The sequence below is a fragment of the Pseudomonas rhizoryzae genome (genome assembly GCF_005250615.1).
GTDB classification, from domain to species: Bacteria; Pseudomonadota; Gammaproteobacteria; order Pseudomonadales; family Pseudomonadaceae; genus Chryseomonas; species Chryseomonas rhizoryzae.
Map to the genome: position 1 here is coordinate 58081 of NZ_SULM01000007.1, position 24898 is coordinate 82978.

A 24898-nucleotide genomic window follows, 5' to 3' on the forward strand; every position below is an offset into this window, starting at 1 on the left:
CGTTCGAGGAAGTCCATTCGATGTCATCGTCATCCCCGCGGCTGCGCGCCGGAGCCTTGCTCCTGCTCGCCCTGGCCGCCTCCGTGCAGGCCGAAGAGGCGCCGCCGGCTGCGGAAGCCGCCCCGCCCGCCCAGACGGCCACCCTCGCCCCCGCCCCGACGCGCAGCGCCGAACAGCAGCAGGCCTTGGCACGCGAGCTGCCGGCCGAGCAGCAGAAGCAACTGCGCGCCGGCGACGAGAGCTTTCTGGCGCTGCTGCGCCCGTCGGTCCCGGCCAAGGCCCGCGGCATGCTGATCCTGATACCGGGCGACGGCGAATCCGCCGATTGGCCGAATGTGGTGGCGCCGCTGCGCAACGACCTGCCCACCTATGGCTGGGACACCCTCAGCCTCAGCCTGCCCGATCCCTACGACCCCCTGGCCGCGCTACGTCGCACCACCGCCCCGGCGGACAGCGACGCCCAGGCCAATGCCGAGCAGACGGCGCCGCCGGTGACTGGCGGCAGCGGTGCGGCGCCGACACCCCAGACCCAGGCCGAAGCCGGTTCCGGCGAACCGGCCCAGGCGGCCACCGCGCCGGTCGATCCGGAAGCCCTGGCCAACGCCCATGCCGAGCAGGTCCTGGCCCGCGTTGCCGCCGGCATCGATTTCGCCCTGCAACAGGGCGTCAAGCCCATCATCCTGGTCGGCCACGGCACCGGCGCCTACTGGGCCGCGCGTTACCTGGCGGAAAAGGAACCGAGCGAGGTCCGTCAACTGGTGCTCATCGACGGTAGCGAGCCACAGGGCATGCCGCCGCGCCTGGTCGCCACCATGGGCAAGAAAGATCTGCAGATCGCCGACCTGGTGCGCCATCCGGACGTGGCGGCCGCCGTGAATCGCAAGGACCGCGCCTCGCAGAAGGCCAACAAGAACTACCGCCAGATCGAACTGCCAGTGCACTTCGGTGACCGCGCCGACGAACAGCAGCAGATCATGCGCCGCCTGCGTGGCTGGCTCGACCACCTGCCTGCCGCCCCCGCGGCTAGCGAAAGCCCCGCCGGGTCTTGATCAACTGGTAGGCGGCGTGCAGCTCGGCGGTACGCTGGGCCGCGGCATAGACCGCCGACTGGCCCGCCCCGGCTCCGGCCTTCTTGTCGGGATGGTGACGGCTGAGCAGTCGCCGATAGGCCTGCTTCACCGTGGCCGCATCGGCATCGTCGGTGACGCCGAGCAGTTGCAGGGCCTGGCGATAGCTTTCCTCCTTGCTGGGCTGCCGCGGGGCGGTCTGTGCCGGTGGCTGCAGGGCCAGCACCTGGGCTTCGGCGAAACCCATCGCCTGGCCCCAGCCAAGAATCTCGTCGCGATCACCGGGTCTGACGCTGCCGCTGATCCAGACCATGCGCCAGCAGGCTCTCAGGATGTTCTCGCCACGCTCGCTGAGTCGCTGCAATTCGTCCGTCGATGGCAGCGTGCCGCCCTTGCCCTGCTCGAAGGCGGCGATGGCGCGCTTGCGGTCGTCTGCACTCAGGCCCAGGCGCTCGATTTCCCCCTCGGCCTGGCGGATATGCGCGGTGAGCACCCGGCCACCACGTTTGGCCAGCCGCCCGAGCAGCTGGAATTGCGCCTGGTGCTCGAACCGGCCGGGGCGGCGCTGCCAACGCGCCTTCCAGCCGGCCAGAGAGGTCAGCCCCAGCTTGCGCTCCGCCGCATGGGCGAGCAGCGCCACCAGCAGCGCCCCGGGAATGCTGGCCACCGTCCAGCCAGCCAGGAAACCCAGCAGCGTCAGCGGCCAGAACCAGAGTCTCACGGGGCGGTCCCGAACAGCAGCTCCGCCTCGGCCAGGCGCTCCAGGGTGCCCACGTCCACCCAACGCCCGTGCAGTCGCTCACCGGATACCCGCCCGGCCGCGATGGCCGGCCGCAGCACGTCGACCAATTTGAAGGCTCCGGCCGTATAGCCTTCGAATAACTGCGGATGCAGCACGGCGATACCGCTGTAGGTGAGCTTGGTCGTGGCCTCCGAGGTGATCCGGCCACCCACCAGACCAAAATCGCCGACCGGGTGATGGACGGGATTGTCGACCAGCACCAGATGCGCCAGGCAGCCAGCTGGCAGGGCCAGGTCGGCGAAGTCGAAATCGGTGCGGATATCGCCATTGACCAGCACGAAGGGCTCGCTGCCGAGCAACGGTAACGCCTGGAAAATGCCCCCACCGGTCTCCAGCGGCTCCCCCTCGGCGGAGAAACGGATGCTAACCCCGAACCGGCTGCCATCGCCCAGGGCGGCTTCCAGTTGCGCACCTAGCCAGGCATGGTTGATCACCAACTCGGTAATACCCACCGCGGCCAGCGCCTGGATGTGATGCTCGATGAGCGGGCGACCGTTCACCTCGATCAGCGGCTTGGGCAGGCTCAGGGTTAGCGGCCGCATCCGCTCGCCCTTGCCCGCCGCCAGGATCATGGCCTTCATGGCTCAACTCGCTCGGCGTGCAATTCGTCGAGCAGCCGGCCCAGGTCGGCCAGCTCCGGCCGCCGCGCCACCACGGTGCGGATATAGACGAGAAAGCGCGGGGTATCGGCGACATAGCGTGGCTTGCCATCGCGATGCCAGATACGGGCGAAGATGCCCATCACCTTGAGATGGCGCTGCACGCCCATCAGATCCGAGGCGCGCTGGAAGTCGGCGAAGTCGGCCTGTACCGGCACCCCGGCATTACGCGCCTGCTCCCAGTAACCCAGCAACCAGCGCTGCACCAGCGGTTCCGGCCAGCTCAGGAAGGCATCCTTGAACAGGCTGGTGATGTCGTAGGTCACCGGGCCGATGACCGCGTCCTGGAAGTCCAGCACGCCCGGATTGGGCGTGCTCAGCATCAGATTGCGCGGCATGAAGTCCCGATGGACCAGCACCTGCGGCTGCGCCAACGCACTGTCGATCAATAGCTCGCAGATGGCCTGCCAACGCTCGAGTTGCGTGGCACTGAAGGTCCGCTCCAATTCACGACCGACATACCACTCCGGAAACAGGCTCAACTCACGTGCCAGCAAAGGCCTATCGTAGAGCGGCAGACTGCCGTTCGTCGGTTGTTTGGTCTGAAAGGCCAGCAGCGCCTCGATGGCGGCCTGGAAGTAATCGTCGGCGTTCGTCGCGTTGATCACCTCCAGGTAGGTCAGGGTGCCCAGGTCACTCAGGAGCAGGAACCCGCGCTCCAGATCCTGCGCCAGGATGCGCGGCACATGCACCCCGGCAGCCGCCAGCAGACCGGCCACCTGCACGAACGGACGGCAGTCCTCCTGCGGCGGCGGGGCATCCATCACGATCAGGCTGCGTCCCTCCCCCGCCCAGCGGAAATAGCGGCGAAAGCTGGCATCGCTACTGGCCGCGGTCAGGCTGCCGACCGGCACCTCGCCCCAGGCCTGCTCTCGGAAAATTTCCGGCAAAACGCTGGTCAGCCAGTCTTCTATCTGGTTTAAGCGAACATCTTCAGTCATTTACAGCGGATCCCCCGGCCCTAGCCGATGCGCAGGTCATGTTTTATTATCCGCTATCTTTTTGAGCCCATCGAGAGGCCGCGGCCCCTTAATGGCCGGCGTGCAGGACGACTTTAAGGATGGCCGTGAAAACCCCCGCGTTTCGCAGAAAATTTCCCCTCTTGGTAACCGGCAGCCTGCTCGCCATGCAGCCCGTCACCGCCCTCATCGCCGCGCCCGCCGAACAGTTCAACTGTACTGCCGGTGCCGGTGGTGGCTGGTCATGCGGCACCCTGGCGCCGACGACGGCTCTGCCGCCCCGTCCCAGCAAGGGCGAGACCCAAGGTGTCGCGGCTCAGCCGGCCGCTCGCAAGGGCGACGACGCCGTGCTGGTCACCGAGAGCAAGGGCCGCGCCCTGAAGTCCCGCAGCGCCGACTACAGCCATCTGGACTGGGTCCCGCGTGACCAGCTCACGCCGGCCCAGCTGGCCGAGACCGCTCCCTACTGCAGCGGCGCCTATGTCGAGCCGCAGCGCCCGGGCATGTACGACAACACCCCGACCTCCAAGGCCCCGACCTACATCTCCGCCAAGGCCTCACGCTACGAGCAGGAGCAGCAGGTCGCCACCCTCGCCGGTGACGTGGTGCTGCGTCAGGGCGGCATGCAGGTGGAATCCCAGGAAGCCAACCTGCATCAGCTGGAAAATCGCGGCGAGCTCAAGGGCAACGTCAAATTCCGCGACAACGGCGTACTGATGGTGGGCGACAAGGCCGACCTGCAGCTGGACAACGGCCAGGTCCAGATCGACAACGCCGAATTCGTCATGCACCAGAACCATGCCCGTGGCAGCGCGCTCTACGCCAAGCGCGGCGACGACGCCATCATCCGCCTCAAGGATGGTACCTACACCACCTGCGAACCGGGCAGCAACGCCTGGCAGCTCAAGGGCAACACCGTTACGCTGAACCCGGCGACGGGCCTGGGCTATGCGACCAATGCCACCCTGAGAGTCAAGGACATCCCGGTCCTCTATACGCCGTTCATCTATTTCCCCATCGATGACCGCCGCCAGTCCGGTTTCCTAGCGCCCTCGATCAGCACCTCCAGCGACACCGGCTTCGCGATCACCACGCCCTACTACTTCAACCTAGCGCCCAACTACGACGCCACCCTCTATCCGCGCTACATGGCCAAGCACGGCCTGCAGACCGAGGGTGAGTTCCGCTACCTGACCCACAGCAGCGAAGGCCAGGTGTACGGCTCCTACCTCAAGGACAGCGATCCCGAGCACCAGGGCGAACCGGAAGCCACCGACAACCGCTGGCTGTACGGCTGGAAGAACCGCAGTGGCCTGGATTCGCGCCTGATGGCCGAGGTGGACTACACCCGCATCAGCGATCCCTACTACTTCCAGGACCTGGACACCGACCTCGGCATCAACAAGCCGACCTACGTGAACCAGCAGGGTCGCCTGACCTATCGTGGCGATAACTTCGTGGCCGGCCTCAACGCCCAGGCCTATCAACTGGCGACCGTCTCCGACGTGACACCCTACGACCGCCTACCGCAGCTAACCCTGACCGGCGCCCTGCCCTACAACCCGGGCGGCCTGGACTTCACCTACGATACCGAGGCGGTGCGCTTCACCCGCAGCTTCGACGACAACACCTATTTCGACCTGGACGACAACGGCAACCGCACCAATGTCCGCAACCGTCCCGACGTCAACCTGTTCGGTCTAACCCGAGCCGAAGGCGAGCGCTACCACGTCGAGCCGGGTATTTCGCGACCCATGACCGAGTCCTGGGGCTTCCTGACGCCGTCGTTGCGCTATGCCTACACCCGCTACGATCTGGATCTGGACAGCACCGGCCAAAGCGACCTGGCTTCGCCGCTGACTGGCGGTGGTCGTCGCGCCGCGGCTGGCTCCAGCGTGACCAGCTTCAACGACAGCCCGACCCGCTCCATCCCGATCTTCAGCCTCGATGGCGGCCTGTACTTCGACCGCGCCTCGAACCTGTTCGGCGAAGGCGGCAAGCAGACCCTGGAACCCCGCGCCAAGTACCTCTACGTGCCCTATCGCGACCAGGACGATCTGCCGGTGTTCGACACCGGCGAATACACCTTCAGCTACAGCTCGCTGTGGCGCGACAACCGTTTCACCGGTCGCGACCGCATCGGCGATGCCAACCAGTTGGCCCTGGGCGCCACCAGCCGCTTCATCGAGCCCAACGGCTTCGAGCGAGCCAACGTGAGCTTCGGCGAGCTGTTCTACTTCCGTGACCGCGATGTGCAGCTGCCCGGCCTGACCAAGGACGACCTGGCCTACTCGCGCAGCCTCGGTCAGAACATCGACAATCCCCAGGCCACCACCTCGCGCTCGCCCTATGCCCTGGCCGGCATGTATCGCTTCAACCGCGACTGGCGCGTGAATGGCGAGTACAACTGGGATCCGGTGCTGCACCAGACCGACTCCGGTAGCCTGATGTTCCACTATCAGCCGGAAGCCCAGCCAGGCAAGATCCTGAACGTCGGCTATCGCTATCGTGACAACGTCCGGGTGTTCGATCCGAACTTCGGTCGCTTCACCTACAACAGCGACGACTACAAGATCGACCAGCACGACATCTCCTTCATCTGGCCCATCGTGCCCCAGTGGTCAGCCATCGCCCGCTGGCAATTCGACTACAACAAGAGCCGTACCCTGGAAGCCTTCGGTGGCTTCGAGTACGACAACTGCTGCTGGAAACTGCGTCTGATCAGCCGCTACTGGCTCAAGAGCGAAGACGACGTCTACTACACATCGCAGAGCTCCGAAGCCGACCGCGGGATCTTCCTGCAGATCGTGCTCAAGGGACTCGGCAACGTCTTCGGCGGCAAGACCGAAGGTTTCCTGGACAGAGGCATTCAAGGCTATCGTGAACGTGAAGACCAAGCTATGTAACGCCCTGCGCCCGCTCGCCCTGGGCGCGGCGCTCGCTCTTACCCCTCTGGCTCAGGCTGCCGTGGTACCGCTGGACAAGGTCGTGGCCATCGTCGACAACGACGTGGTCATGCAGAGCCAGCTCGATCAGCGTCTCAACGAGGTCAAGCAGAACATCACTCGCCGCGGCGCTGCGGCGCCGCCGGACAGCGAACTGCGTCAACAGGTGCTTGAGCGCCTGATCCTGGAAGACATCCAGCTGCAGCTGGCGCAGCGCATGGGCGTGAAGATCTCCGACGAGGAGCTCAACCAAGCCGTCGCCACCATCGCCCAGCGCAATGGCCTGAGCGTGGCCGAATTCCGCCAGGCCCTGGCCCGTGACGGTCTCTCCTACGACGCCGCCCGCGAGCAGGTGCGCCGCGAGATGATGATCAGCCGGGTACGCCAGCGCCAGGTCGGCCAACGCGTCCAGGTCACCCAGCAGGAAGTGCAGAACTTCCTCGCTTCGGACCTGGGCAAGCTGCAGCTGTCCGAAGAGTATCGCCTGGCCAATATCCTGATCCCGGTGGCCGACAACGCCGGTACCGCCGGCCTGGACGCTGCCGCACGGCAGGCCCAGGATATGTACAACAAATTGCGCCAGGGCGCCGACTTCAACCAGTTGGCCATCGCCCATTCGGCCGGTGACAACGCCCTGGACGGCGGTGAGATCGGCTGGCGTAAGGCCGCCCAATTGCCGCCTCCCTTCGACCGCCTGATCGGCAGCGTCGGCGTCGGCGGCATTACCCAGCCCGTCCGCGTACCTGGCGGCTTCGTGATCCTCAAGGTGGAAGAGAAGCGCGGTGGCGAGGCCAGCATCGTCGACGAAGTCCACGTTCGTCACATCCTGCTCAAGCCCAACGCCGTGCGGAGCGACGAGGAAACCCAGCGTCTGGCCGCGCGCCTGCGCGAACGCATCCTGAATGGTGAAAGCTTCGCCACCCTGGCCAAGAGCTTCTCGGAAGATCCGGGTTCCGCGCTCAGTGGCGGCGACCTGGGCTGGATCAATCCGGAATCCCTGGTCCCGGAATTCCGCGAGGTCATGAACAACTCGCCGGTCAACCAGATTTCGCAGCCGTTCCGTACCTCGTTCGGCTGGCACATCCTGGAAGTCCTGGGGCGTCGGGCGACGGACAACACCCAACAGGCCCGCGAACAACAGGCGCTCAATCTCTTGCGTAACCGCAAGTACGACCAGGAGCTCCAGACCTGGTTGCGCCAGATCCGCGACGAAGCCTACGTCGAGATCAAGCAGTAATCCCCAGGCCGCAGGCATCCCCTGCGGCCTTTCTGTTTCAGGAGCTGTGCATGGTCCTGCGCTTCGCCCTCACCCCTGGTGAGCCCGCCGGTATCGGTCCCGATCTCTGCCTGCTACTCGCCCGAGACGCCCAACCCCACGCCCTGATCGCCATCGCCAGTCGCGAGTTGCTGGCCGCGCGTGCCGGCGAGCTGGGACTGACCATCGAGTTGATCGGCGTGGGGCCAGAAGCCTGGCCGGATGGTCCGGCGCCGGCAGGTGCGCTCTATGTCTGGGATACCCCGCTGGGCGCGTCTGTTGTCACCGGCCAGCTCGACAAGGCCAATGCCGCCTACGTCCTGGAAACCCTGACCCGCGCCGGCCGGGGCTGCCTCGACGACACCTTCGCCGGCATGATCACCGCCCCGGTGCACAAGGGCGTGATCAACGACGGTGGTGTGGCCTTCTCCGGCCATACCGAATTTCTCGCCGAACTGACCGGCACTCCGCAGGTGGTGATGCTGCTGGCGACCGCGGGCCTGAGGGTCGCCCTGGTCACCACCCACCTGCCGCTGCGCGACGTGGCCGACGCCATCGACCGCAAGACGCTGCTGGACGTGACCCGCATCCTCGACGGCGACCTGCGCCGCTATTTCGGCATCGAGCGGCCGCGCATCCTGGTCTGCGGACTCAATCCCCATGCCGGCGAAGGTGGGCATCTGGGGCGCGAAGAGATCGAGATCATCGAACCGGCCCTGGCGACGCTACGTGAAGAAGGCCTCGAGCTCATCGGCCCCCTGCCGGCCGACACCCTCTTCACCCCCAAGCATCTCGACCACTGCGATGCGGTGCTGGCCATGTATCACGACCAGGGTCTGCCGGTACTCAAGCACAAGGGCTTCGGCGCCGCGGTCAACGTGACCCTGGGCCTGCCGATCATCCGTACCTCGGTCGACCATGGTACCGCCCTGGACCTGGCCGGCAGCGGACGGATTGACACGGGCAGCCTCAAGGTCGCCCTCGATACCGCCTACAGCATGGCAGCCCATCGCCGCTCGGTGACCTGAGCGCTCCGGTGGCAGCCCAGGGTCTGCTAGACTGGTGAGTCTTTGCCGTCTTGAAATCGCAGGCCCGCGCCTGCGCCGGAGCACCCGATGACCGAGCTCTACCAACACCGTGCCCGCAAGAGGTTCGGCCAGAATTTCCTGCACGACGCCGGGGTGATCCACCGTATCCTGCGCGCCATCCACGCGCGCCCCGGCGAGCGACTGCTGGAGATCGGCCCGGGCCAGGGCGCCCTGACCGAGGGCTTGCTGAGCAGTGGCGCGCACCTCGACGTCATCGAGCTGGACCAGGACCTGATCCCCCTGCTCAAGCTCAAGTTCGGCCTCAACCCGCTGTTCACCCTGCACCAGGGTGACGCCATGAAGTACGACCTCGCCAGCATCGCCGGCAGCGACCGGCTGCGCGTCGTGGGCAACCTGCCCTATAACATCTCTACCCCGCTGATCTTCCACCTGCTCAGCTTCGCCGACGTCATCGCCGACATGCACTTCATGCTGCAGAAGGAAGTGGTGGAGCGCCTGGCCGCGGTGCCCGGCAATGGCGACTGGGGAAGGCTGTCGATCATGGTGCAGTACCACTGCCGGGTGGAGCACCTGTTCAACGTCGGCCCCGGGGCCTTCAATCCGCCGCCCAAGGTGGATTCGGCCATCGTGCGCCTGGTACCCCATACCGAGCGGCCCCACGTGGCCCGCGATCCGGCGCTGCTCGAACGCGTCGTCCGCGAGGCCTTCGGCCAGCGCCGCAAGACGCTCAGGAATACCCTCAAAGGCACCCTGGACAGCGCCGCCATCGAAGCGGCCGATGTCGATCCTGGACTGCGTCCTGAACAGCTGGACCTGGCAGCCTATGTGCGCCTGGCCAATCAGCTAGCATCCCACTGAGCCCTTTCCATCTCGCCTCACCGTAGAGACACTTTTCGTGACCGAGTCCGATCCGCGCTACCTCATCACCGTGCAGGTCACCACCCGCTACCTGCCCGAACAATCCAGCACCAGCCAGGAACGCTATGCCTTCGCCTACGACGTGAGCATCCGCAACGACGGCAGCCTGCCGGCGCAGTTGCTCAGCCGCCATTGGATCATCACCGACGGCAACGGCGAGGTGCAGGAAGTCCGCGGGCCGGGCGTGGTGGGTGAGCAACCGTTGATCGCGCCGGGCGAGACCCATAGCTACTCCAGCGGCACCCTGATGCCGACCCAGGTGGGCAGCATGAGCGGCAGCTACCAGATGGTCGCCAGTGACGGCCATGGCTTCGAAGCCGCCATCCCCACCTTCCGCCTGGCCGTACCCGGCTCGTTACACTAGGACTGCTGATGACGCTGTACGCCGTGGGCGACCTCCAAGGCTGCCTGGATCCGCTGAAATGTCTCCTCGACGAGGTCCGCTTCGACCCCACGCAGGACCGTCTCTGGTTGGTGGGTGATCTGGTCAATCGCGGGCCGCAGTCGCTGGAAACCCTGAGATACCTCTACGCCCTGCGCGACTCGGTGGTCAGCGTCCTGGGCAATCACGACCTGCACCTGCTGGCAGTAGCCTTCGGCGGCGCCAAGCTGAAGAAACAGGACACCCTGGCCGACATCCTCGCCGCACCGGATCGCGACGAACTGCTGCATTGGCTGCGCCATCTGCCCCTGATCCAGCACGATGCCGAGCGCAACTGCGTGCTGGTCCACTCCGGCCTGCCGCCACAATGGACGCTGGCCCAGGCGCTGAGCCTGGCCGGCGAAGTGGAAGCCGTGCTGCGCGATGACCAGGCCCATGTGCCCTTTCTCGAACAGATGTATGGCAACGAACCGGCGCTCTGGCAAGATGAACTGCAAGGGCAGGAGCGCCTGCGCCTGATCACCAATTACCTGACGCGCATGAGATTCTGCAGCCCGGAAGGTCGCCTGGAATTCAAGAGCAAGGAAGGCCTGGACAGCGCCCCGGTCGGTTTCGCCCCCTGGTTCAGCCACGAGCATCGGCTGACCCGCGACGTGCGGATCCTCTTCGGCCACTGGGCCGCGCTCAAGGGTCGCTGCGCAGCGCCCAATGTCGAGGCGCTCGACAGCGGCTGTGTCTGGGGTGGCGACATGACCCTGCTCGACGTCGACGGCAATCGCCGTCATCTCTGCAGTTGCAAGGAGAAGAAATGAGCGAATTCACCTGTATCTCCCCCGAACGGGCCCTGGAACTGCGTAGCCAGGGCGCGCGGATCGTCGACATTCGCGATCCGCACAGCTATGCCACCCTGCACGTCGCCGGAGCGCAACGCGTCGATAACCAGAACATCCACGACTTCATCGCCGCGGCCGATCTCGACGCGCCGCTGCTGGTGTTCTGCTACCACGGCCACTCCAGCCAGAGCGCCGCGGCCTTTTTCGCCGGCCAGGGCTTCAGCCAGGTCTACAGCGTCGACGGCGGCTTCGAAAACTGGCGCACCCAATATCCCGACGAGACCGCCAGCGGTCAGGCCTGAGCGCCCGCTCAACGGCCGCTGACCACGCGAGCCGCGCCATTAACACAGACGATTGACGCTGTGGTTACAAGAATAAACCGAATTGGCTCTTCCACATCTCGCAGATAGGACTATTCTGGAATCAGGCCCGCCGGAAACGGTGGGCTCGATAACCGGCTTTGGACCATCGGTGTAACCACTGGAGATTCGGGGGAATTCCAGGGGGACCGTCTCCATCGGTCTCCTTCGTGCGTCTCTCGAAACCCAACCCTACTGCAGGCTATAAGGATCGATTAGGCAAGACGACAGCGAAGGTAGTGCAGACGTTATCGTTCGTCGCCCGGCGTGACCGCTCCCCACCGGCAGCAAGGCAAGGCTCCAGGCATCGATTCCAAGCTGGTCCAGGGTATCCAGCGAGGAGACGTCATGAGCATTTTCAGTCACTTCCAGGAGCGTTTCGAAGCGACTCGTCAGGAAGAGTATTCCCTTCAGGAATACCTTGAGATCTGCAAGAAGGATCGTACCGCCTTTGCCAGTGCCGCCGAGCGCATGCTCATGGCCATCGGCGAACCCGAACTGGTGGACACCACCAGCGACTCACGTCTATCGCGCATCTTTTCCAACAAGGTCATTCGCCGCTACCCGGCTTTTGCCGACTTCCATGGCATGGAAGACTGCATCGAGCAGATCGTGTCCTACTTCCGTCATGCGGCGCAGGGCCTGGAAGAGAAGAAGCAGATCCTCTATCTGCTCGGCCCGGTGGGTGGCGGCAAGTCGTCCCTCGCGGAGAAACTCAAGCACCTGATCGAGAAGGTCCCCTTCTACGCCATCAAGGGCTCGCCGGTGTTCGAATCGCCCCTCGGGCTGTTCAATCCGGACGAGGACGGCCAGATCCTCGAAGAGGACTACGGCATCCCCCGCCACTACTTGCGCAGCATCATGTCGCCCTGGGCGGCCAAGCGCCTGCAGGAATTCGGCGGTGACATCAGCAAGTTCAAGGTGGTCAAGCTCTACCCCTCCATCCTCAACCAGGTCGCCATCGCCAAGACCGAGCCGGGCGACGAGAACAACCAGGACATCTCCGCCCTGGTGGGCAAGGTGGACATCCGCAAGCTGGAGGAATACCCGCAGAACGATGCGGACGCCTACAGCTATTCCGGCGCCTTGTGCCGGGCCAACCAGGGCCTGATGGAATTCGTGGAGATGTTCAAGGCCCCGATCAAGGTCCTGCACCCCTTGCTGACCGCGACCCAGGAAGGCAACTACAACAGCACCGAAGGCCTCGGCGCCCTGCCCTACAGCGGCATCATCCTGGCCCACTCCAACGAATCCGAGTGGCACACCTTCCGCAACAACAAGAACAACGAGGCCTTCATCGACCGGATCTACATCGTCAAGGTGCCCTACTGCCTGCGCGTCTCCGACGAGATCCACATCTACGACAAGCTACTGGTCAACAGCTCCCTGGCCAACGCCCATTGCGCCCCGGATACCCTGAAGATGCTGGCCCAGTTCTCGGTGCTCTCGCGCCTCAAGGAACCGGAAAACTCCAACATCTACTCGAAGATGCGCGTCTACGACGGCGAAAACCTCAAGGACACCGATCCCAAGGCCAAGTCGATCCAGGAGTACCGTGACAGCGCTGGCGTCGACGAGGGCATGAACGGCCTGTCGACTCGTTTCGCCTTCAAGATCCTCTCACGGGTGTTCAACTTCGACGCCAACGAGGTGGCGGCCAACCCGGTGCACCTGCTCTATGTGCTGGAACAGCAGATCGAAGCCGAGCAATTCCCGGCCGAGACCCGCGAGCGCTACATGAGATTCATCAAGGAATACCTGGCGCCGCGCTACGTGGAATTCATCGGCAAGGAGATCCAGACCGCCTACCTCGAGTCCTACAGCGAATACGGCCAGAACATCTTCGACCGCTATGTGCTCTATGCGGACTTCTGGATCCAGGACCAGGAATACCGCGATCCGGAAACCGGCGAGATCCTCAATCGCGCCTCCCTCAACGAGGAGCTGGAGAAGATCGAGAAACCGGCCGGCATCAGCAATCCGAAGGATTTCCGCAATGAAATCGTCAACTTCGTGTTGCGCGCCCGTGCCAACAATAACGGCAAGAATCCGAGCTGGCTGTCCTACGAGAAGCTGCGCGCGGTGATCGAGAAGAAGATGTTCTCCAACACCGAGGAGCTGTTGCCGGTCATCAGCTTCAACGCCAAGGCCAGCAAGGAAGACCAGCAGAAGCACAGCGACTTCGTCACCCGCATGGTCCAGCGCGGGTACACCGAGAAGCAGGTACGACTGTTGTCCGAGTGGTATTCACGGGTACGCAAGTCGCAGTAAGGCAGCCTGAGGCTGAACCCGCGACGGCGCGCCAGACGCGTCGTCGCGGCGTCCTGCAATAGCCCGGAGGGCCTGTATGAGTTATGTCATCGACCGGCGTCTAAACGGCAAGAACAAGAGCACGGTGAACCGCACCCGCTTCCTGCGGCGGTATCGTGAGCACATCAAGAAGGCGGTCGAGGAAGCCGTGAGCCGGCGCTCCATCACCGATATGGAACACGGCGAGCAGATCAGCATTCCTGCCCGCGACATCGACGAGCCCGCCCTCTACCAAGGCAAGGGTGGACGCCAGACCATCGTCCATCCGGGCAACAAGGAATTCGTCAGCGGCGAACGCATCCCCCGTCCCCAGGGCGGCGGTGGCGGCCAAGGCCAGGGCAAGGCCAGCAACAGCGGCGAAGGCATGGACGAATTCGCCTTCCAGATCACCCAGGATGAGTTCCTCGACTTCATGTTCGAGGACCTGGAGCTGCCCAACCTGGTCAAGAAGCAGCTGACCGGCACCGACACCTTCAAGACGGTGCGTGCCGGCATCAGCAACGAGGGCAATCCCGCCCGCATCAACATCATCCGCACCCTGCGCGCCTCCCACGCCCGCCGTATCGCCCTCTCGGGCGGCAGTCGCAACAAGCTGCGCGAAGCCAAGGCGGAACTGGCCCGGTTGCGCGTGGAGGAGCCCGATAACCTCGGCGATATCCAGGCTCTCGAAACCGAGATCGAGCGGCTGCGCGCCCGCATCGACAAGGTGCCCTTCCTCGACACCTTCGACCTCAAGTACAACCTACTCTCCAAGCAGCCCAGCCCCAGCTCCAAGGCGGTGATGTTCTGCCTGATGGACGTCTCCGGCTCCATGACCCAGGCCACCAAGGACATCGCCAAGCGCTTCTACATCCTGCTCTACCTGTTCCTCAAGCGGAACTACGAACGCATCGAGGTGGTGTTCATCCGCCATCACACCAGCGCCAAGGAAGTGGACGAGGAGGAGTTCTTCTACTCCCGCGAAACCGGCGGCACCATCGTCTCCAGCGCCCTCAAGCTGATGCAGGAGGTCATGGCCGAGCGCTATCCGGTCAACGAGTGGAATCTCTATGCCGCCCAGGCTTCCGACGGCGACAACTGGAACGACGACTCGCCCATCTGCCGGGAGATCCTGACCAAGCAGATCCTGCCGTTCATGCAGTACTACACCTACGTGGAGATCACCCCGCGCGAGCATCAGGCACTGTGGTACGAATACGAGAGCGTCCGCGGCAGTTTCCCGGATTCCTTCTCGCAGCAGCAGATCGTCTCGGCGGGGGATATCTATCCCGTATTCCGCGAACTGTTCCAGCGGAGACTCGTGTCATGAAACGTGAGCCCATCTCCACCGGCTCGGAGTGGACCTTCGAGCTGATCCAGACCTACGACCGGGAGATCGCCCGGATCGCCAAGCGCTATGCGCTGGACACCTACCCCAACCAGATCGAGGTGATCACCGCCGAGCAGATGATGGATGCCTATGCCTCCGTCGGCATGCCCATCGGCTACAACCACTGGTCCTACGGCAAGCACTTCCTGCACACCGAGAAGCACTACAGCCGCGGGCAGATGGGGTTGGCCTACGAGATAGTGATCAACTCCGATCCCTGCATCGCCTATCTCATGGAAGAGAACACCGTGACCATGCAGGCGCTGGTGATCGCCCACGCCTGCTATGGCCACAACAGCTTCTTCAAAGGCAACTACCTGTTCCGCACCTGGACCGATGCCAGCTCCATCATCGACTACCTGGTATTCGCCAAGCAGTACATAACCCAGTGCGAAGAGCGCCATGGCATCGATGCCGTGGAAGACCTGCTGGACTCCTGCCACGCCCTGATGAACTACGGCGTGGACCGTTACAAAAGGCCCTACCCCATCTCCGCCGCCGAGGAACGCCAGCGGCAGAAAGAGCGTGAGGAGCAGTTGCAACGCCAGGTCAACGACCTCTGGCGCACCATTCCCAAGTTGCCGGGCAAGGAAGCGCTGGATGAAGGGACACGCTTCCCCGCCGAACCCCAGGAAAACATCCTCTATTTCCTGGAAAAGCACGCGCCCCTACTGGAGCCCTGGCAGCGCGAAGTGATCCGCATCGTGCGCAAGATCGCCCAGTACTTCTACCCCCAGCGCCAGACCCAGGTGATGAACGAGGGCTGGGCCACCTTCTGGCACTACACCCTGCTCAACGACCTCTACGACGAGGGCCTGGTCACCGACGGCTTCATGTTCGAATTCCTGCAATCCCACGCCGGGGTGATCTATCAGCCAGGTTTCGACAGTCCCTACTACAGCGGCATCAATCCCTACACCCTGGGTTTCGCCATGTTCCGCGACATCCGCCGGATCTGCGAAAACCCCACGGAAGAGGACCGTCGCTGGTTCCCCGACATAGCCGGCAGCGACTGGCTGGCCACCGTCACCTTCGCCATGAAGAGCTTCAAGGATGAAAGCTTCATCCTGCAGTACCTCTCGCCCAAGGTGATCCGCGACCTCAAGCTGTTCAGCATCCTCGATGACGACCAGCGCGATGAACTGGAAGTGGCGGCCATCCACGACGACGGCGGCTATCGCCTGATCCGCGAGCAACTCGCCGCTCAGTACAACCTGGGTAACCGCGAGCCCAACGTGCAGATCTGGAACGTCGACCGCCGCGGCGATCGCTCCCTCACCCTCCGTCACTTCCAGCACGACCGCAAGCCGCTGGGGAACTCGACGGAAGAGGTGCTGCGCCACCTGCACCGGCTGTGGGGCTTCGACATCCGCCTGGAAAGCATGAGGGGCGAAGACGTCGCCCAAAGCTTCCACGTCCCACCGCGTCACGAGAGCCGCGAGCATGACCGGCGCCTGGATCTGGCCTCACCGATCTGAGCCGTGATCGTCTTTCCGCTATCCTAGACCTCCGCAAGGAGGTCTTTTTTATGCAAATCTTCAAGGTGGGTGGCGCCGTACGCGATCGCCTGCTCGGCCGACCAGTCACCGAGGTCGACTGGGTCGTGGTCGGTGCCAGCGCCGAGGCCCTCGCCGCCCTGGGTTATCGCCCGGTAGGGGCGGACTTCCCGGTGTTCCTGCATCCCCAGACCGGCGAGGAATACGCCCTGGCCCGCACCGAGCGCAAGAGCGGGCGCGGCTATGGCGGTTTCACCTTTCATGCCGCACCGGACGTCACCCTCGAACAGGACCTGATCCGCCGCGACCTCACCATCAACGCCATGGCCGAGGACGATCACGGTAACGTCATAGATCCCTATGGCGGTCGTGCCGATCTCGACGCGCGGCTGTTGCGCCACGTATCCCCGGCCTTCGCCGAAGATCCGCTGCGAGTGCTGCGCGTCGCCCGCTTCGCCGCCCGCTACAGCGCCTTGGGCTTCACGGTCGCACCCGAGACCCTCCGGTTGATGCAGGAAATGGTCGCCAGCGGCGAACTCGATGCTCTGACCGCCGAGCGGATGTGGAAGGAAATTTCCCGTGCCCTGCTCGAAGACCGCCCGGATGTCTTCATCCAGGTCCTGCACGACTGCGGCGCCCTGGCCGTGCTCTTGCCGGAATTGACGGCAAGCTTCGAAACAGACTCGTCCGAGCCAGGCGCGCGGCTCTATGCCCCCCTGCGCCAGACCGCCGAGGTCCAGGCCTCGCTGAATGTGCGCTGGGCCTGCCTGCTCCTGGACGTACCGGAAGAGCGACACGCCGCCATCACGGCTCGCCTCAAGGTCCCCCGCGAACCCGCCGAGCTGGCGCTCTTGCTGGCCCGCCATTGGCCCACGGCCCTGCGGGCACAGCAGTTGACGGCGGAGGACTGGTTTGAATTACTGCAGAGTTTCGACGTGCTGCGTAGACCCGCGCGCTTCGACGAATTCCTCCAGGCCTGCGCCTGTGCAGCGGCCGCCCGACCGGACGAGGACGAGCCACCGCGGACTCTGCTCAGCCTGGCAGCCGAGGTATTGCGCGGGGTGGCGGTCGAGCCCCTAATCGCCCAGGGCTTCAAAGGCGCAGCCTTGGGAGAAGCGCTCAAGCAAGCCCGTATCGACGCCCTGGCACGCCTCTCGTAGGTTGGGTTGAGCGCAGCGAAGCCCAACATTGCCCAAGGTTGAACCTTCTGGTTGGGCTTCGACGATGGAGCCGTCTCAACCCAACCTACAGCAGTAGACTGAGGCCAAGCTCCTTGCACCTGAGCCCCTCACCCCAGCCCTCTTCCAAAGGGAGAGAGGGAAGAGTTCCCGTAGGTTGGCACTGAGCACAGCGAAGCCCAACACCATCGCGCTACGCCAGGTCGGCGCCGAGCAACGTCGCCGGGGTAAGATCCATCCCCTTCCAACTGAAGGACACGGGCCGCAGCACCTGGGTCGTCTGGCCGCGCATTTCTTGCCATAGCTCGTTGAGGCTACGGCCATTGCCTGGATGCCGTCGCTCCCCAGCAAGCAGCGCCAACGGCCAGAGCACGAAGGCGTTGCGCAGGATCTCGGCTCGCGGCAAGGTCAGGCCGGCGATCTCGCCGGTCAGTTCACCATAGAGCAGGATGTCGATATCCAGTGGCAGACCCTGGCGATCCGGCGCATAGCGTCCGCTGCGGGTTTCGATGGCCTTGAGCTGCTGGCTCAACATCGCGGGATCGAGCTCGGTCTCGCCGCCCACTACCAGATTGAGGAAGGGCGCGCTGCGGATACCCACAGCCTCGCTTTCGAACACTGGCGAGCAGTGCAGATCGGTCAGCAGCGCCGCGAGTTCGTCCAGGGCCATACCCAGGTGGCGTTCGCGCTGAATGTTGCTGCCCAGTCCGAGATAGACCCTGGTCACGCCTGCCCCCGCTCGATCTCCACGCCCACGCCGCGGGCGGTCGGCACCGCGCCGGGCTTGGTGATGCGCAGGCGTAGCCAGGGCAAGGCGAATTCCGCCTGCAGCAACGCAGCCAGGCGCTCGGCGAAGGTTTCGACCAGCTCGAAAGAGGTTTCGTGGGCGAAGGTGGTGATCCGCTCGGCCACTGCTGCGTAGTTCAGGGTGTGCTCGAGTTCGTCGTTCTCGGCAGCGGCACGGATGTCCCAGCCCATGGTGAGATCGATGCGCAGGCACTGGCGGATGTCACGCTCCCAGTCGTACACCCCTATCACGGTGTCGACCTCGAGCCCTTCGATGAAAACCTTGTCCACTGCCTTCGCCTCGCACCTTCGTGCCTTGTTGATCGTCGCCGCCTATCGTCAAGCGGCGGGCTATCGGTAGAATCGAACCATATCCTGGCGCGGAACCCTACCATGTTCTGGCTGCTGCTCCTGCTGGCCTATCTGCTGGGCTCGCTATCCTTCGCCGTGTTGCTCAGTCGCCTGTTCGGTACCCGTGATCCGCGTCACGACGGCTCCGGCAATCCCGGCGCCAGCAACATGTTGCGCCTGGCTGGACGCAAGCTGGCGCTGCTGACCCTGGCCGGTGACCTCGCCAAGAGCCTTATCCCGGTATTGATCGCCCACCAGTTGGGACTCACTCCCCTGCAGCAGGCCTGGATCGGCCTTGCCGCCGTGGTCGGCCATCTCTATCCCCTGTACTTTCATTTCAGGGGCGGCAAGGGCGTCGCCACCGCGGCCGGCCTGCTCTTGGGGCTCTATCCACCCGCCGCCCTGCTGGGGCTGCTGCTCTGGGCCGCGGTGTTCGCCAGCCTGCGCATCGCCTCTTTGGCCTCCCTGGTCGCCGTGCTCGGCATCCTGCCGCTGTTCGCCTGGCAGCGCCCGGATCTGCTGGCACCGATGCTGCTACTCGCCGCCCTCATCCTGATCCGCCATAGACACAATCTGCGTGCCCTGCGCCAGGGTACCGAGCGTCATTTTTGACCCTGGCGTCCTGCTGGGATTGTCCGGTGACGTCGCCCGCCCGTCTCAGAGCGCCGCCAGCTGCTCCATGGGCCAGCGCGCCTTGACGGCGATGGCCGGGCCTTCCTGCTGACCGGCCAACAGCCGCTGGCAACCGGCGTAGGCGATCATGGCGCCGTTGTCGGTACAGAAGCGCGGACGGGCATAGAAGACATGGCCGCCCAGCTCGCCGAGCATCTGCTCCAGCGTCTCGCGCAGAGCGCGGTTGGCGCTGACGCCGCCGGCGATCACCAACGACTTGAGACCGGCCTGCTTCAAGGCCCTCTTGCACTTGATCGCCAGGGTCTCGACCACCGCCGTCTGGAACGCCAGGGCGATATCGCAACGGGTCTGCTCGCTGTCGTCCCCGGCCGCCTGGCAGCGCTGCCAGGTGGTGAGGGTGAAGGTCTTCAGACCGCTGAAACTGAATTCCAGCCCTGGCCGATCGGTCATGGGGCGCGGGAAGACGAAGCGACCCGGCACGCCGCGCTCGGCCAGGCGGGCGATTTCCGGTCCACCGGGATAGCTCAGGCCCAGCAGCTTGGCGGTCTTGTCGAAGGCCTCGCCAGCGGCATCGTCCAGGGACTCGCCCAGCACGGTGTAGCGGCCGATGCCATCGACCTGCACCAGCTGGGTGTGACCTCCGGAGACCAGCAGGGCGACGAAGGGAAACTGCGGCGGCGTCTCTTCGAGCATGGGCGCTAGCAGATGGCCTTCCATATGGTGCACGCCCAGGGCCGGCACGCCCCAGGCCAGGGCCAGCGCCTGCGCGCAGGCCGCGCCCACCAGCAGGGCGCCGACCAGACCGGGACCGGCGGTGTAGGCGATGGCGTCCACTTCGTCGGGACGGCTGCCCGCCGCGTCCAGCACTTCGCGGATCAAGGGCAGCATGCGTTTGACGTGATCGCGCGAGGCCAGCTCCGGCACCACGCCGCCATAGACGCGGTGCAGATCGATCTGGCTGAACAGCGCATCGGCCAGCAGGCCGCGTTCGCTGTCATAGAGCGCGACGCCGGTTTCATCGCAGGACGTTTCCAGTCCCAGAACACGCATGGAGATAAGCCTTCGAGGGTATAAGATGTCAGGCCGCGCATGATAAGCCCCGCTTCCGGCACCGGCCAGCGCTTTTCGTCCAGCGGGGCTTGGCAGCGGGGTGGTTGAGGCGTTACTATCCGCAACCCTTAAAAACCGACGCTTCCCGTGCCCTTTTGCCGCTAGCGTTGGATTAAACCACGGTAAATTTTGAAGGTACGACCTGGATGCCCAACGTCAAAGTCAAAGAAAACGAACCCTTCGACGTAGCGCTGCGTCGTTTCAAGCGTTCTTGCGAGAAGGCCGGTGTACTGGCCGAAGTTCGTAGCCGCGAGTTCTACGAAAAGCCCACCGCCGAGCGCAAGCGTAAAGCTGCCGCCGCGGTCAAGCGCCACGCCAAGAAAGTACAGCGCGAACAGCGCCGTCGCGAGCGCCTGTACTGAGTTACAGCGCTCTCCTGGCGTCATCAAACAACCCGACCTCTGGTCGGGTTGTTCGTTTCTGACACTCCTGCTTCGCCCAGCCGCCCTCTGGCGCTAGACTGCCCTCCTGGCCACCCGGCCTGCTCCATCTTCCGCTGCTTGCCTTCCTATCCAGACGCTGACCATGGCCGGACTCATCCCGCAAGGCTTCATCGACGACCTGATCAATCGCACCGACATCGTCGAGGTGGTGGGCGCGCGGGTGAAGCTGAAAAAGGCCGGCAAGAACTGGATGGCCTGCTGTCCCTTCCATAACGAGAAGACGCCCTCCTTCAGCGTCAGCCCCGACAAGCAGTTCTACTACTGCTTCGGCTGCGGCGCCGGCGGCAACGCCCTCGGCTTCATCATGGACCACGACAACCTCGAGTTTCCCGAGGCGGTCGAGGAGCTGGCCAAAAAGGCCGGCGTGGACGTGCCGCGCGAGGAAAGCGGTGGCCGGCGCAAGCCACGGCAACCCACGGATTCCCCGCTCTATCCACTGCTGGCCGCTGCTGCCGAATACTATCGTCTGGCGCTGCGCAACCATCCCAAGCGCCAGGCCGCGGTGGACTACCTGAAGAAACGTGGCCTTACCGGTGAGATCGCCCGCGACTTCGGCCTGGGCTTCGCCCCGCCGGGGTGGGACAATCTGGGCAAGCACCTGGGTGGCGATGATCTGCAGCAGAAAGCCATGCTCGACGCCGGCCTGCTGGTGGAGAACGCCGAGAGCGGCAAGAGATACGATCGCTTTCGCGACCGGGTGATCTTCCCGATCCGCGACAGCCGCGGCCGAGTCATCGCCTTCGGCGGCCGGGTACTGGGCGACGACAAGCCCAAGTACCTCAACTCGCCGGAAACCCCGGTGTTCCACAAGGGCCAGGAACTCTATGGCCTGTTCGAGGCACGCAAGCACAACCGCGACCTGGACGAAATTCTCGTCGTGGAAGGCTACATGGACGTCATCGCTCTGGCTCAGCAAGGCATCCGCAATGCCGTGGCCACCCTGGGCACCGCTACCAGCGAGGAGCATATCAAGCGGCTGTTCCGCATCGTGCCGAGCATCCTGTTCTGCTTCGACGGCGACCAGGCCGGCCGCAGCGCCGCCTGGCGCGCCCTGGAGTCGGCCCTGCCGGTGCTCAAGGACGGCTTCCGTGTGCGCTTCCTGTTCCTGCCCGAAGGCGAAGACCCGGATAGCCTGGTCCGCGCCGAGGGCGCGGACGCCTTCCAGGCCCGCTTCGTCCAGCAGGCCCAGCCGCTGGCCGAGTATTTCTTCCAGCAACTGATGATCGAGGCCGACCCGGCCACCCTGGAAGGCAAGGCGCACCTGGCTACCCTGGCCGCGCCGCTGATCGAGAAGATTCCCGGCAACAACCTGCGCCTGCTGATGCGCCAGCGCCTGAGCGAACTCACCGGCCTGGGTAACGACGCCCTGAGCCAGCTGGCACCGCCCGCCCCCGGGCCGGCGCAGGACGCCCCGCCGATGGACTATGGCGACTACGCCTATGCCTACACCGAGGAAGCGCCGGCGCAGCAGCAATGGACGCCACGCCGTGAGGGCAAAGGCGGGCGCGACGGCAAGGGTTGGAAAAAAGACTTCAATGGCAAGGGCGGCGGCGAACGTATCCCGCGCCAACCGCCGGTCAAGGTAGAGACCCCGGTGCTGGCGGCGCTACGCAGCCTGCTGCATCACCCAACCCTGGCCCAAGCGGTGCAGGATGCCCGCAACCTCGCCGAGGAAAGCGATCAGTACGCCCAACTGCTGGTCGCCCTGGTCGAGGCGCTGCAGAAGAAACCGGGGCAGACCACCCTGCAACTCATCGCTCGCTGGCACGGCACCGAGCAGGGACGCCTGTTGCGCGCCCTGGCGGAAAAAGAATGGTTGATTGCCGGCGACAACCTTGAACAACAGTTTTTCGACACCATAACGAGGTTAGCCGCCAGCCAGCGTGATCGCTCGCTGGAGCAACTCCTACGCAAGGCGCGACAGAGCGAACTGAGCTCCGAAGACAAGGACCGCCTACGCGAACTCCTCAGCCGTCCGACGGGCACCGTGACCTAACTGGCACGACCAGCGTCTAACCGGCTATAATGTTCAGCTATTTTTGCCCGCCTAAGCCTTCAGTGGAAGGGTACCTATGTCCGGAAAAGCGCAACAGCAATCCCGTCTGAAAGAATTGATCGCCCGTGGTCGTGAGCAGGGTTACCTGACTTACGCGGAGGTCAATGACCACCTACCGGAGGATATTTCAGATCCGGAACAGGTGGAAGACATCATCCGCATGATCAATGACATGGGGATCAACGTATTCGAGACCGCGCCGGACGCTGATGCCCTGCTGCTGGCGGAGACCGATACCGACGAAGCCGCCGCCGAAGAAGCCGCCGCCGCCCTGGCCGCGGTGGAAAGCGATGTCGGCCGCACCACCGACCCGGTGCGCATGTACATGCGCGAAATGGGTACCGTGGAACTCCTGACCCGCGAAGGCGAGATCGAAATCGCCAAGCGCATCGAGGAAGGCATCCGCGAAGTCATGGGCGCCATCGCCCAGTTCCCGGGCACCGTCGACTACATCCTCAGCGAATACAACCGCGTCACCACCGAAGGCGGTCGCCTGTCCGACGTCCTGGCCGGCTACATCGATCCCGACGACGGCACCCTGCCGAACGAGAGCGATGACCTGCCCGTCCCGAACAAGGCAACCGATGCCAAGGCCGTCGATGACGAGAAGGACGACGAGGAAGAAAGCGACGGCGACGATGCCGAGGAAGAAGGCGACGGCGGTCCGGACCCGGAAGAAGCCCGCCTGCGCTTCGGCGCCGTGGCCGAGCAGCTGGAAAAGACCCAGAAGGCCCTGAAGAAGCACGGCCGCGACGATGATCGCGCCGTGGAAGAATTCGTCGCCCTGGCCGTGCTGTTCTCGCCGATCAAGCTGGTGCCCAAGCAGTACGAAGCCCTGGTGACCCGCGTCCGTGAAGCCCTGGACCGCGTCCGTGGCCTCGAACGCGCCATCATGCAACTGGCTGTGCGCGATGCGCGCATGCCGCGTGCCGACTTCCTGCGCCACTTCCCCGGCAACGAGACCAACACCGAATGGACCGCCGGCCTGCTCAAGGGCAAGCCCAAGTACGCCGAAGGTCTCGAGCGTTTCCAGGCCGATATCCAGGCCAAGCAGGCCCAGCTGGCCGAGCTGGAGCGTGACTACGAGCTGAAAGTCGCCCAGATCAAGGACATCAACCGCGCCATGTCCATCGGCGAGGCCAAGGCCCGCCGCGCCAAGAAGGAAATGGTCGAGGCCAACCTGCGTTTGGTGATCTCCATCGCCAAGAAGTACACCAACCGCGGTCTGCAGTTCCTCGATCTGATCCAGGAAGGCAACATCGGTCTGATGAAGGCGGTGGACAAGTTCGAATACCGCCGTGGCTACAAGTTCTCCACCTACGCCACCTGGTGGATTCGCCAGGCCATCACCCGCTCCATCGCCGACCAGGCGCGCACCATCCGGATTCCGGTGCACATGATCGAGACGATCAACAAGCTGAACCGGATCTCCCGCCAGATGCTGCAGGAGATGGGCCGCGAGCCGACTCCGGAAGAGCTGGGCGAGCGCATGGAGATGCCCGAGGACAAGATCCGCAAGGTGCTCAAGATCGCCAAGGAACCGATCTCCATGGAGACGCCCATCGGCGACGACGAGGATTCGCACCTGGGCGATTTCATCGAGGACAGCACCATGCAGTCCCCGATCGAAGTGGCCACCAGCGAAAGCCTCAAGGAAGCCACCCGCGACGTGCTCTCCGGCCTCACCGCGCGTGAAGCCAAGGTCCTGCGCATGAGATTCGGCATCGACATGAACACCGACCACACCCTCGAGGAAGTGGGCAAGCAGTTCGACGTCACCCGCGAGCGTATCCGCCAGATCGAAGCCAAGGCCCTGCGCAAGCTGCGCCACCCTTCCCGCAGCGAACACCTGCGCTCCTTCCTCGACGAGTAAGGCGCAACCGCTGCATCAAAAACCGGAGCCCAGGCTCCGGTTTTTTTATGCCCGACAAGGGTTTG

Annotated in this window: 22 protein-coding genes; 16 read left to right on the forward strand and 6 right to left on the reverse strand. The window is 64.4% G+C overall.

Features of this window, described 5'->3' with window-relative positions; translation table 11 throughout:
* The first annotated feature begins 20 nt into the window (after positions 1-20).
* On the forward strand, positions 21-1049 hold the full coding sequence (locus FAZ11_RS12635; protein ID WP_137279286.1) for a DUF3530 family protein: 1029 nt from the start codon (positions 21-23) through the stop codon (positions 1047-1049).
* Here the strand turns inward: FAZ11_RS12635 and FAZ11_RS12640 are convergent.
* From FAZ11_RS12640 to FAZ11_RS12650, 3 genes are read right to left on the reverse strand one after another with little or no spacing between them, the layout of a single operon-like run.
* On the reverse strand, positions 1024-1788 hold the full coding sequence (locus FAZ11_RS12640; RefSeq protein ID WP_058774457.1) for a DnaJ domain-containing protein: 765 nt from the start codon (positions 1786-1788) through the stop codon (positions 1024-1026). The two genes, FAZ11_RS12635 and FAZ11_RS12640, sit on opposite strands and share 26 nt — an antisense overlap.
* Entirely contained in the window at positions 1785-2450 is a 666-nt protein-coding gene (gene murU, locus FAZ11_RS12645) for an N-acetylmuramate alpha-1-phosphate uridylyltransferase MurU (RefSeq protein WP_058774458.1), read from the reverse strand. The genes FAZ11_RS12640 and murU overlap by 4 nt, the downstream gene beginning before the upstream one ends.
* Positions 2447-3469, reverse strand: coding sequence for an aminoglycoside phosphotransferase family protein (locus FAZ11_RS12650; RefSeq protein WP_058774459.1), 1023 nt, complete (start codon positions 3467-3469; stop codon positions 2447-2449). Before FAZ11_RS12650 ends, murU begins: the two co-directional genes overlap by 4 nt.
* Before the next feature lie 119 nt (positions 3470-3588).
* Here FAZ11_RS12650 and FAZ11_RS12655 point away from each other — a divergent pair, with 119 nt between their 5' ends.
* The 11 genes from FAZ11_RS12655 to FAZ11_RS12705 all read left to right on the forward strand — a co-directional run bounded on the left by FAZ11_RS12655 (position 3589) and on the right by FAZ11_RS12705 (position 17563).
* Complete coding sequence (locus tag FAZ11_RS12655) at positions 3589-6393, forward strand: LPS-assembly protein LptD (RefSeq protein WP_058774460.1); 2805 nt, start codon at positions 3589-3591, stop codon at positions 6391-6393.
* The gene (surA, locus tag FAZ11_RS12660; RefSeq protein WP_058768485.1) at positions 6374-7669 is read left to right on the forward strand and encodes a peptidylprolyl isomerase SurA; all 1296 of its coding nucleotides are present in this window, start codon (positions 6374-6376) and stop codon (positions 7667-7669) included. Before FAZ11_RS12655 ends, surA begins: the two co-directional genes overlap by 20 nt.
* Positions 7670-7719: 50 nt before the next feature.
* Positions 7720-8715 (forward strand): 4-hydroxythreonine-4-phosphate dehydrogenase PdxA, encoded by a 996-nt coding sequence (pdxA, locus tag FAZ11_RS12665; protein ID WP_058779389.1) that lies wholly within the window; start codon positions 7720-7722, stop codon positions 8713-8715.
* A gap of 87 nt (positions 8716-8802) precedes the next feature.
* The gene (rsmA, locus tag FAZ11_RS12670; RefSeq protein ID WP_058768483.1) at positions 8803-9594 is read left to right on the forward strand and encodes a 16S rRNA (adenine(1518)-N(6)/adenine(1519)-N(6))-dimethyltransferase RsmA; all 792 of its coding nucleotides are present in this window, start codon (positions 8803-8805) and stop codon (positions 9592-9594) included.
* Between the two features lie 37 nt (positions 9595-9631).
* Positions 9632-10018, forward strand: a complete 387-nt coding sequence (gene apaG / locus FAZ11_RS12675; protein ID WP_058760257.1) for a Co2+/Mg2+ efflux protein ApaG — start codon at positions 9632-9634, stop codon at positions 10016-10018.
* Between the two features lie 8 nt (positions 10019-10026).
* Positions 10027-10848, forward strand: coding sequence for a symmetrical bis(5'-nucleosyl)-tetraphosphatase (locus FAZ11_RS12680; RefSeq protein WP_137279287.1), 822 nt, complete (start codon positions 10027-10029; stop codon positions 10846-10848).
* Positions 10845-11171: a thiosulfate sulfurtransferase GlpE gene (gene glpE / locus FAZ11_RS12685; protein ID WP_058768482.1), complete on the forward strand. Its 327-nt coding sequence runs from the start codon at positions 10845-10847 to the stop codon at positions 11169-11171. The genes FAZ11_RS12680 and glpE overlap by 4 nt, the downstream gene beginning before the upstream one ends.
* Positions 11172-11576: 405 nt before the next feature.
* Complete coding sequence (locus FAZ11_RS12690) at positions 11577-13499, forward strand: PrkA family serine protein kinase (protein WP_058760260.1); 1923 nt, start codon at positions 11577-11579, stop codon at positions 13497-13499.
* Between the two features lie 76 nt (positions 13500-13575).
* The gene (locus FAZ11_RS12695; RefSeq protein WP_058760261.1) at positions 13576-14847 is read left to right on the forward strand and encodes a YeaH/YhbH family protein; all 1272 of its coding nucleotides are present in this window, start codon (positions 13576-13578) and stop codon (positions 14845-14847) included.
* Complete coding sequence (locus FAZ11_RS12700) at positions 14844-16385, forward strand: SpoVR family protein (RefSeq protein WP_058760262.1); 1542 nt, start codon at positions 14844-14846, stop codon at positions 16383-16385. Before FAZ11_RS12695 ends, FAZ11_RS12700 begins: the two co-directional genes overlap by 4 nt.
* Positions 16386-16435: 50 nt before the next feature.
* Entirely contained in the window at positions 16436-17563 is a 1128-nt protein-coding gene (locus FAZ11_RS12705; protein WP_058774464.1) for a multifunctional CCA addition/repair protein, read from the forward strand.
* Positions 17564-17774: 211 nt separating this feature from the next.
* Here FAZ11_RS12705 and folK read toward each other — a convergent pair whose 3' ends face one another.
* Complete coding sequence (folK, locus tag FAZ11_RS12710) at positions 17775-18308, reverse strand: 2-amino-4-hydroxy-6-hydroxymethyldihydropteridine diphosphokinase (protein ID WP_058774465.1); 534 nt, start codon at positions 18306-18308, stop codon at positions 17775-17777.
* Positions 18305-18658 (reverse strand): dihydroneopterin aldolase, encoded by a 354-nt coding sequence (folB, locus tag FAZ11_RS12715; protein ID WP_058768023.1) that lies wholly within the window; start codon positions 18656-18658, stop codon positions 18305-18307. The genes folK and folB overlap by 4 nt, the downstream gene beginning before the upstream one ends.
* 102 nt (positions 18659-18760) lie before the next feature.
* On the opposite strand from folB, the gene plsY reads away from it, so the two are divergent.
* The gene (gene plsY / locus FAZ11_RS12720) at positions 18761-19330 is read left to right on the forward strand and encodes a glycerol-3-phosphate 1-O-acyltransferase PlsY (protein WP_058774466.1); all 570 of its coding nucleotides are present in this window, start codon (positions 18761-18763) and stop codon (positions 19328-19330) included.
* 45 nt (positions 19331-19375) lie between these two features.
* On the opposite strand, the gene tsaD is transcribed toward plsY, so the two are convergent.
* On the reverse strand, positions 19376-20401 hold the full coding sequence (gene tsaD, locus FAZ11_RS12725) for a tRNA (adenosine(37)-N6)-threonylcarbamoyltransferase complex transferase subunit TsaD (RefSeq protein WP_058768025.1): 1026 nt from the start codon (positions 20399-20401) through the stop codon (positions 19376-19378).
* A 206-nt stretch (positions 20402-20607) separates the two neighbouring features.
* Between tsaD and rpsU the strand changes: the two genes are divergently transcribed.
* The 3 genes from rpsU to rpoD all read left to right on the forward strand — a co-directional run bounded on the left by rpsU (position 20608) and on the right by rpoD (position 24833).
* Positions 20608-20823 carry a 30S ribosomal protein S21 gene (gene rpsU, locus FAZ11_RS12730; RefSeq protein WP_007159750.1) on the forward strand — a complete coding sequence of 72 codons (216 nt, stop codon included), beginning with the start codon at positions 20608-20610 and terminating at the stop codon, positions 20821-20823.
* A 163-nt stretch (positions 20824-20986) separates the two neighbouring features.
* Complete coding sequence (dnaG, locus tag FAZ11_RS12735) at positions 20987-22900, forward strand: DNA primase (protein WP_058774467.1); 1914 nt, start codon at positions 20987-20989, stop codon at positions 22898-22900.
* Between the two features lie 76 nt (positions 22901-22976).
* Entirely contained in the window at positions 22977-24833 is a 1857-nt protein-coding gene (gene rpoD / locus FAZ11_RS12740; protein ID WP_058760269.1) for an RNA polymerase sigma factor RpoD, read from the forward strand.
* Positions 24834-24898: the final 65 nt, after the last annotated feature.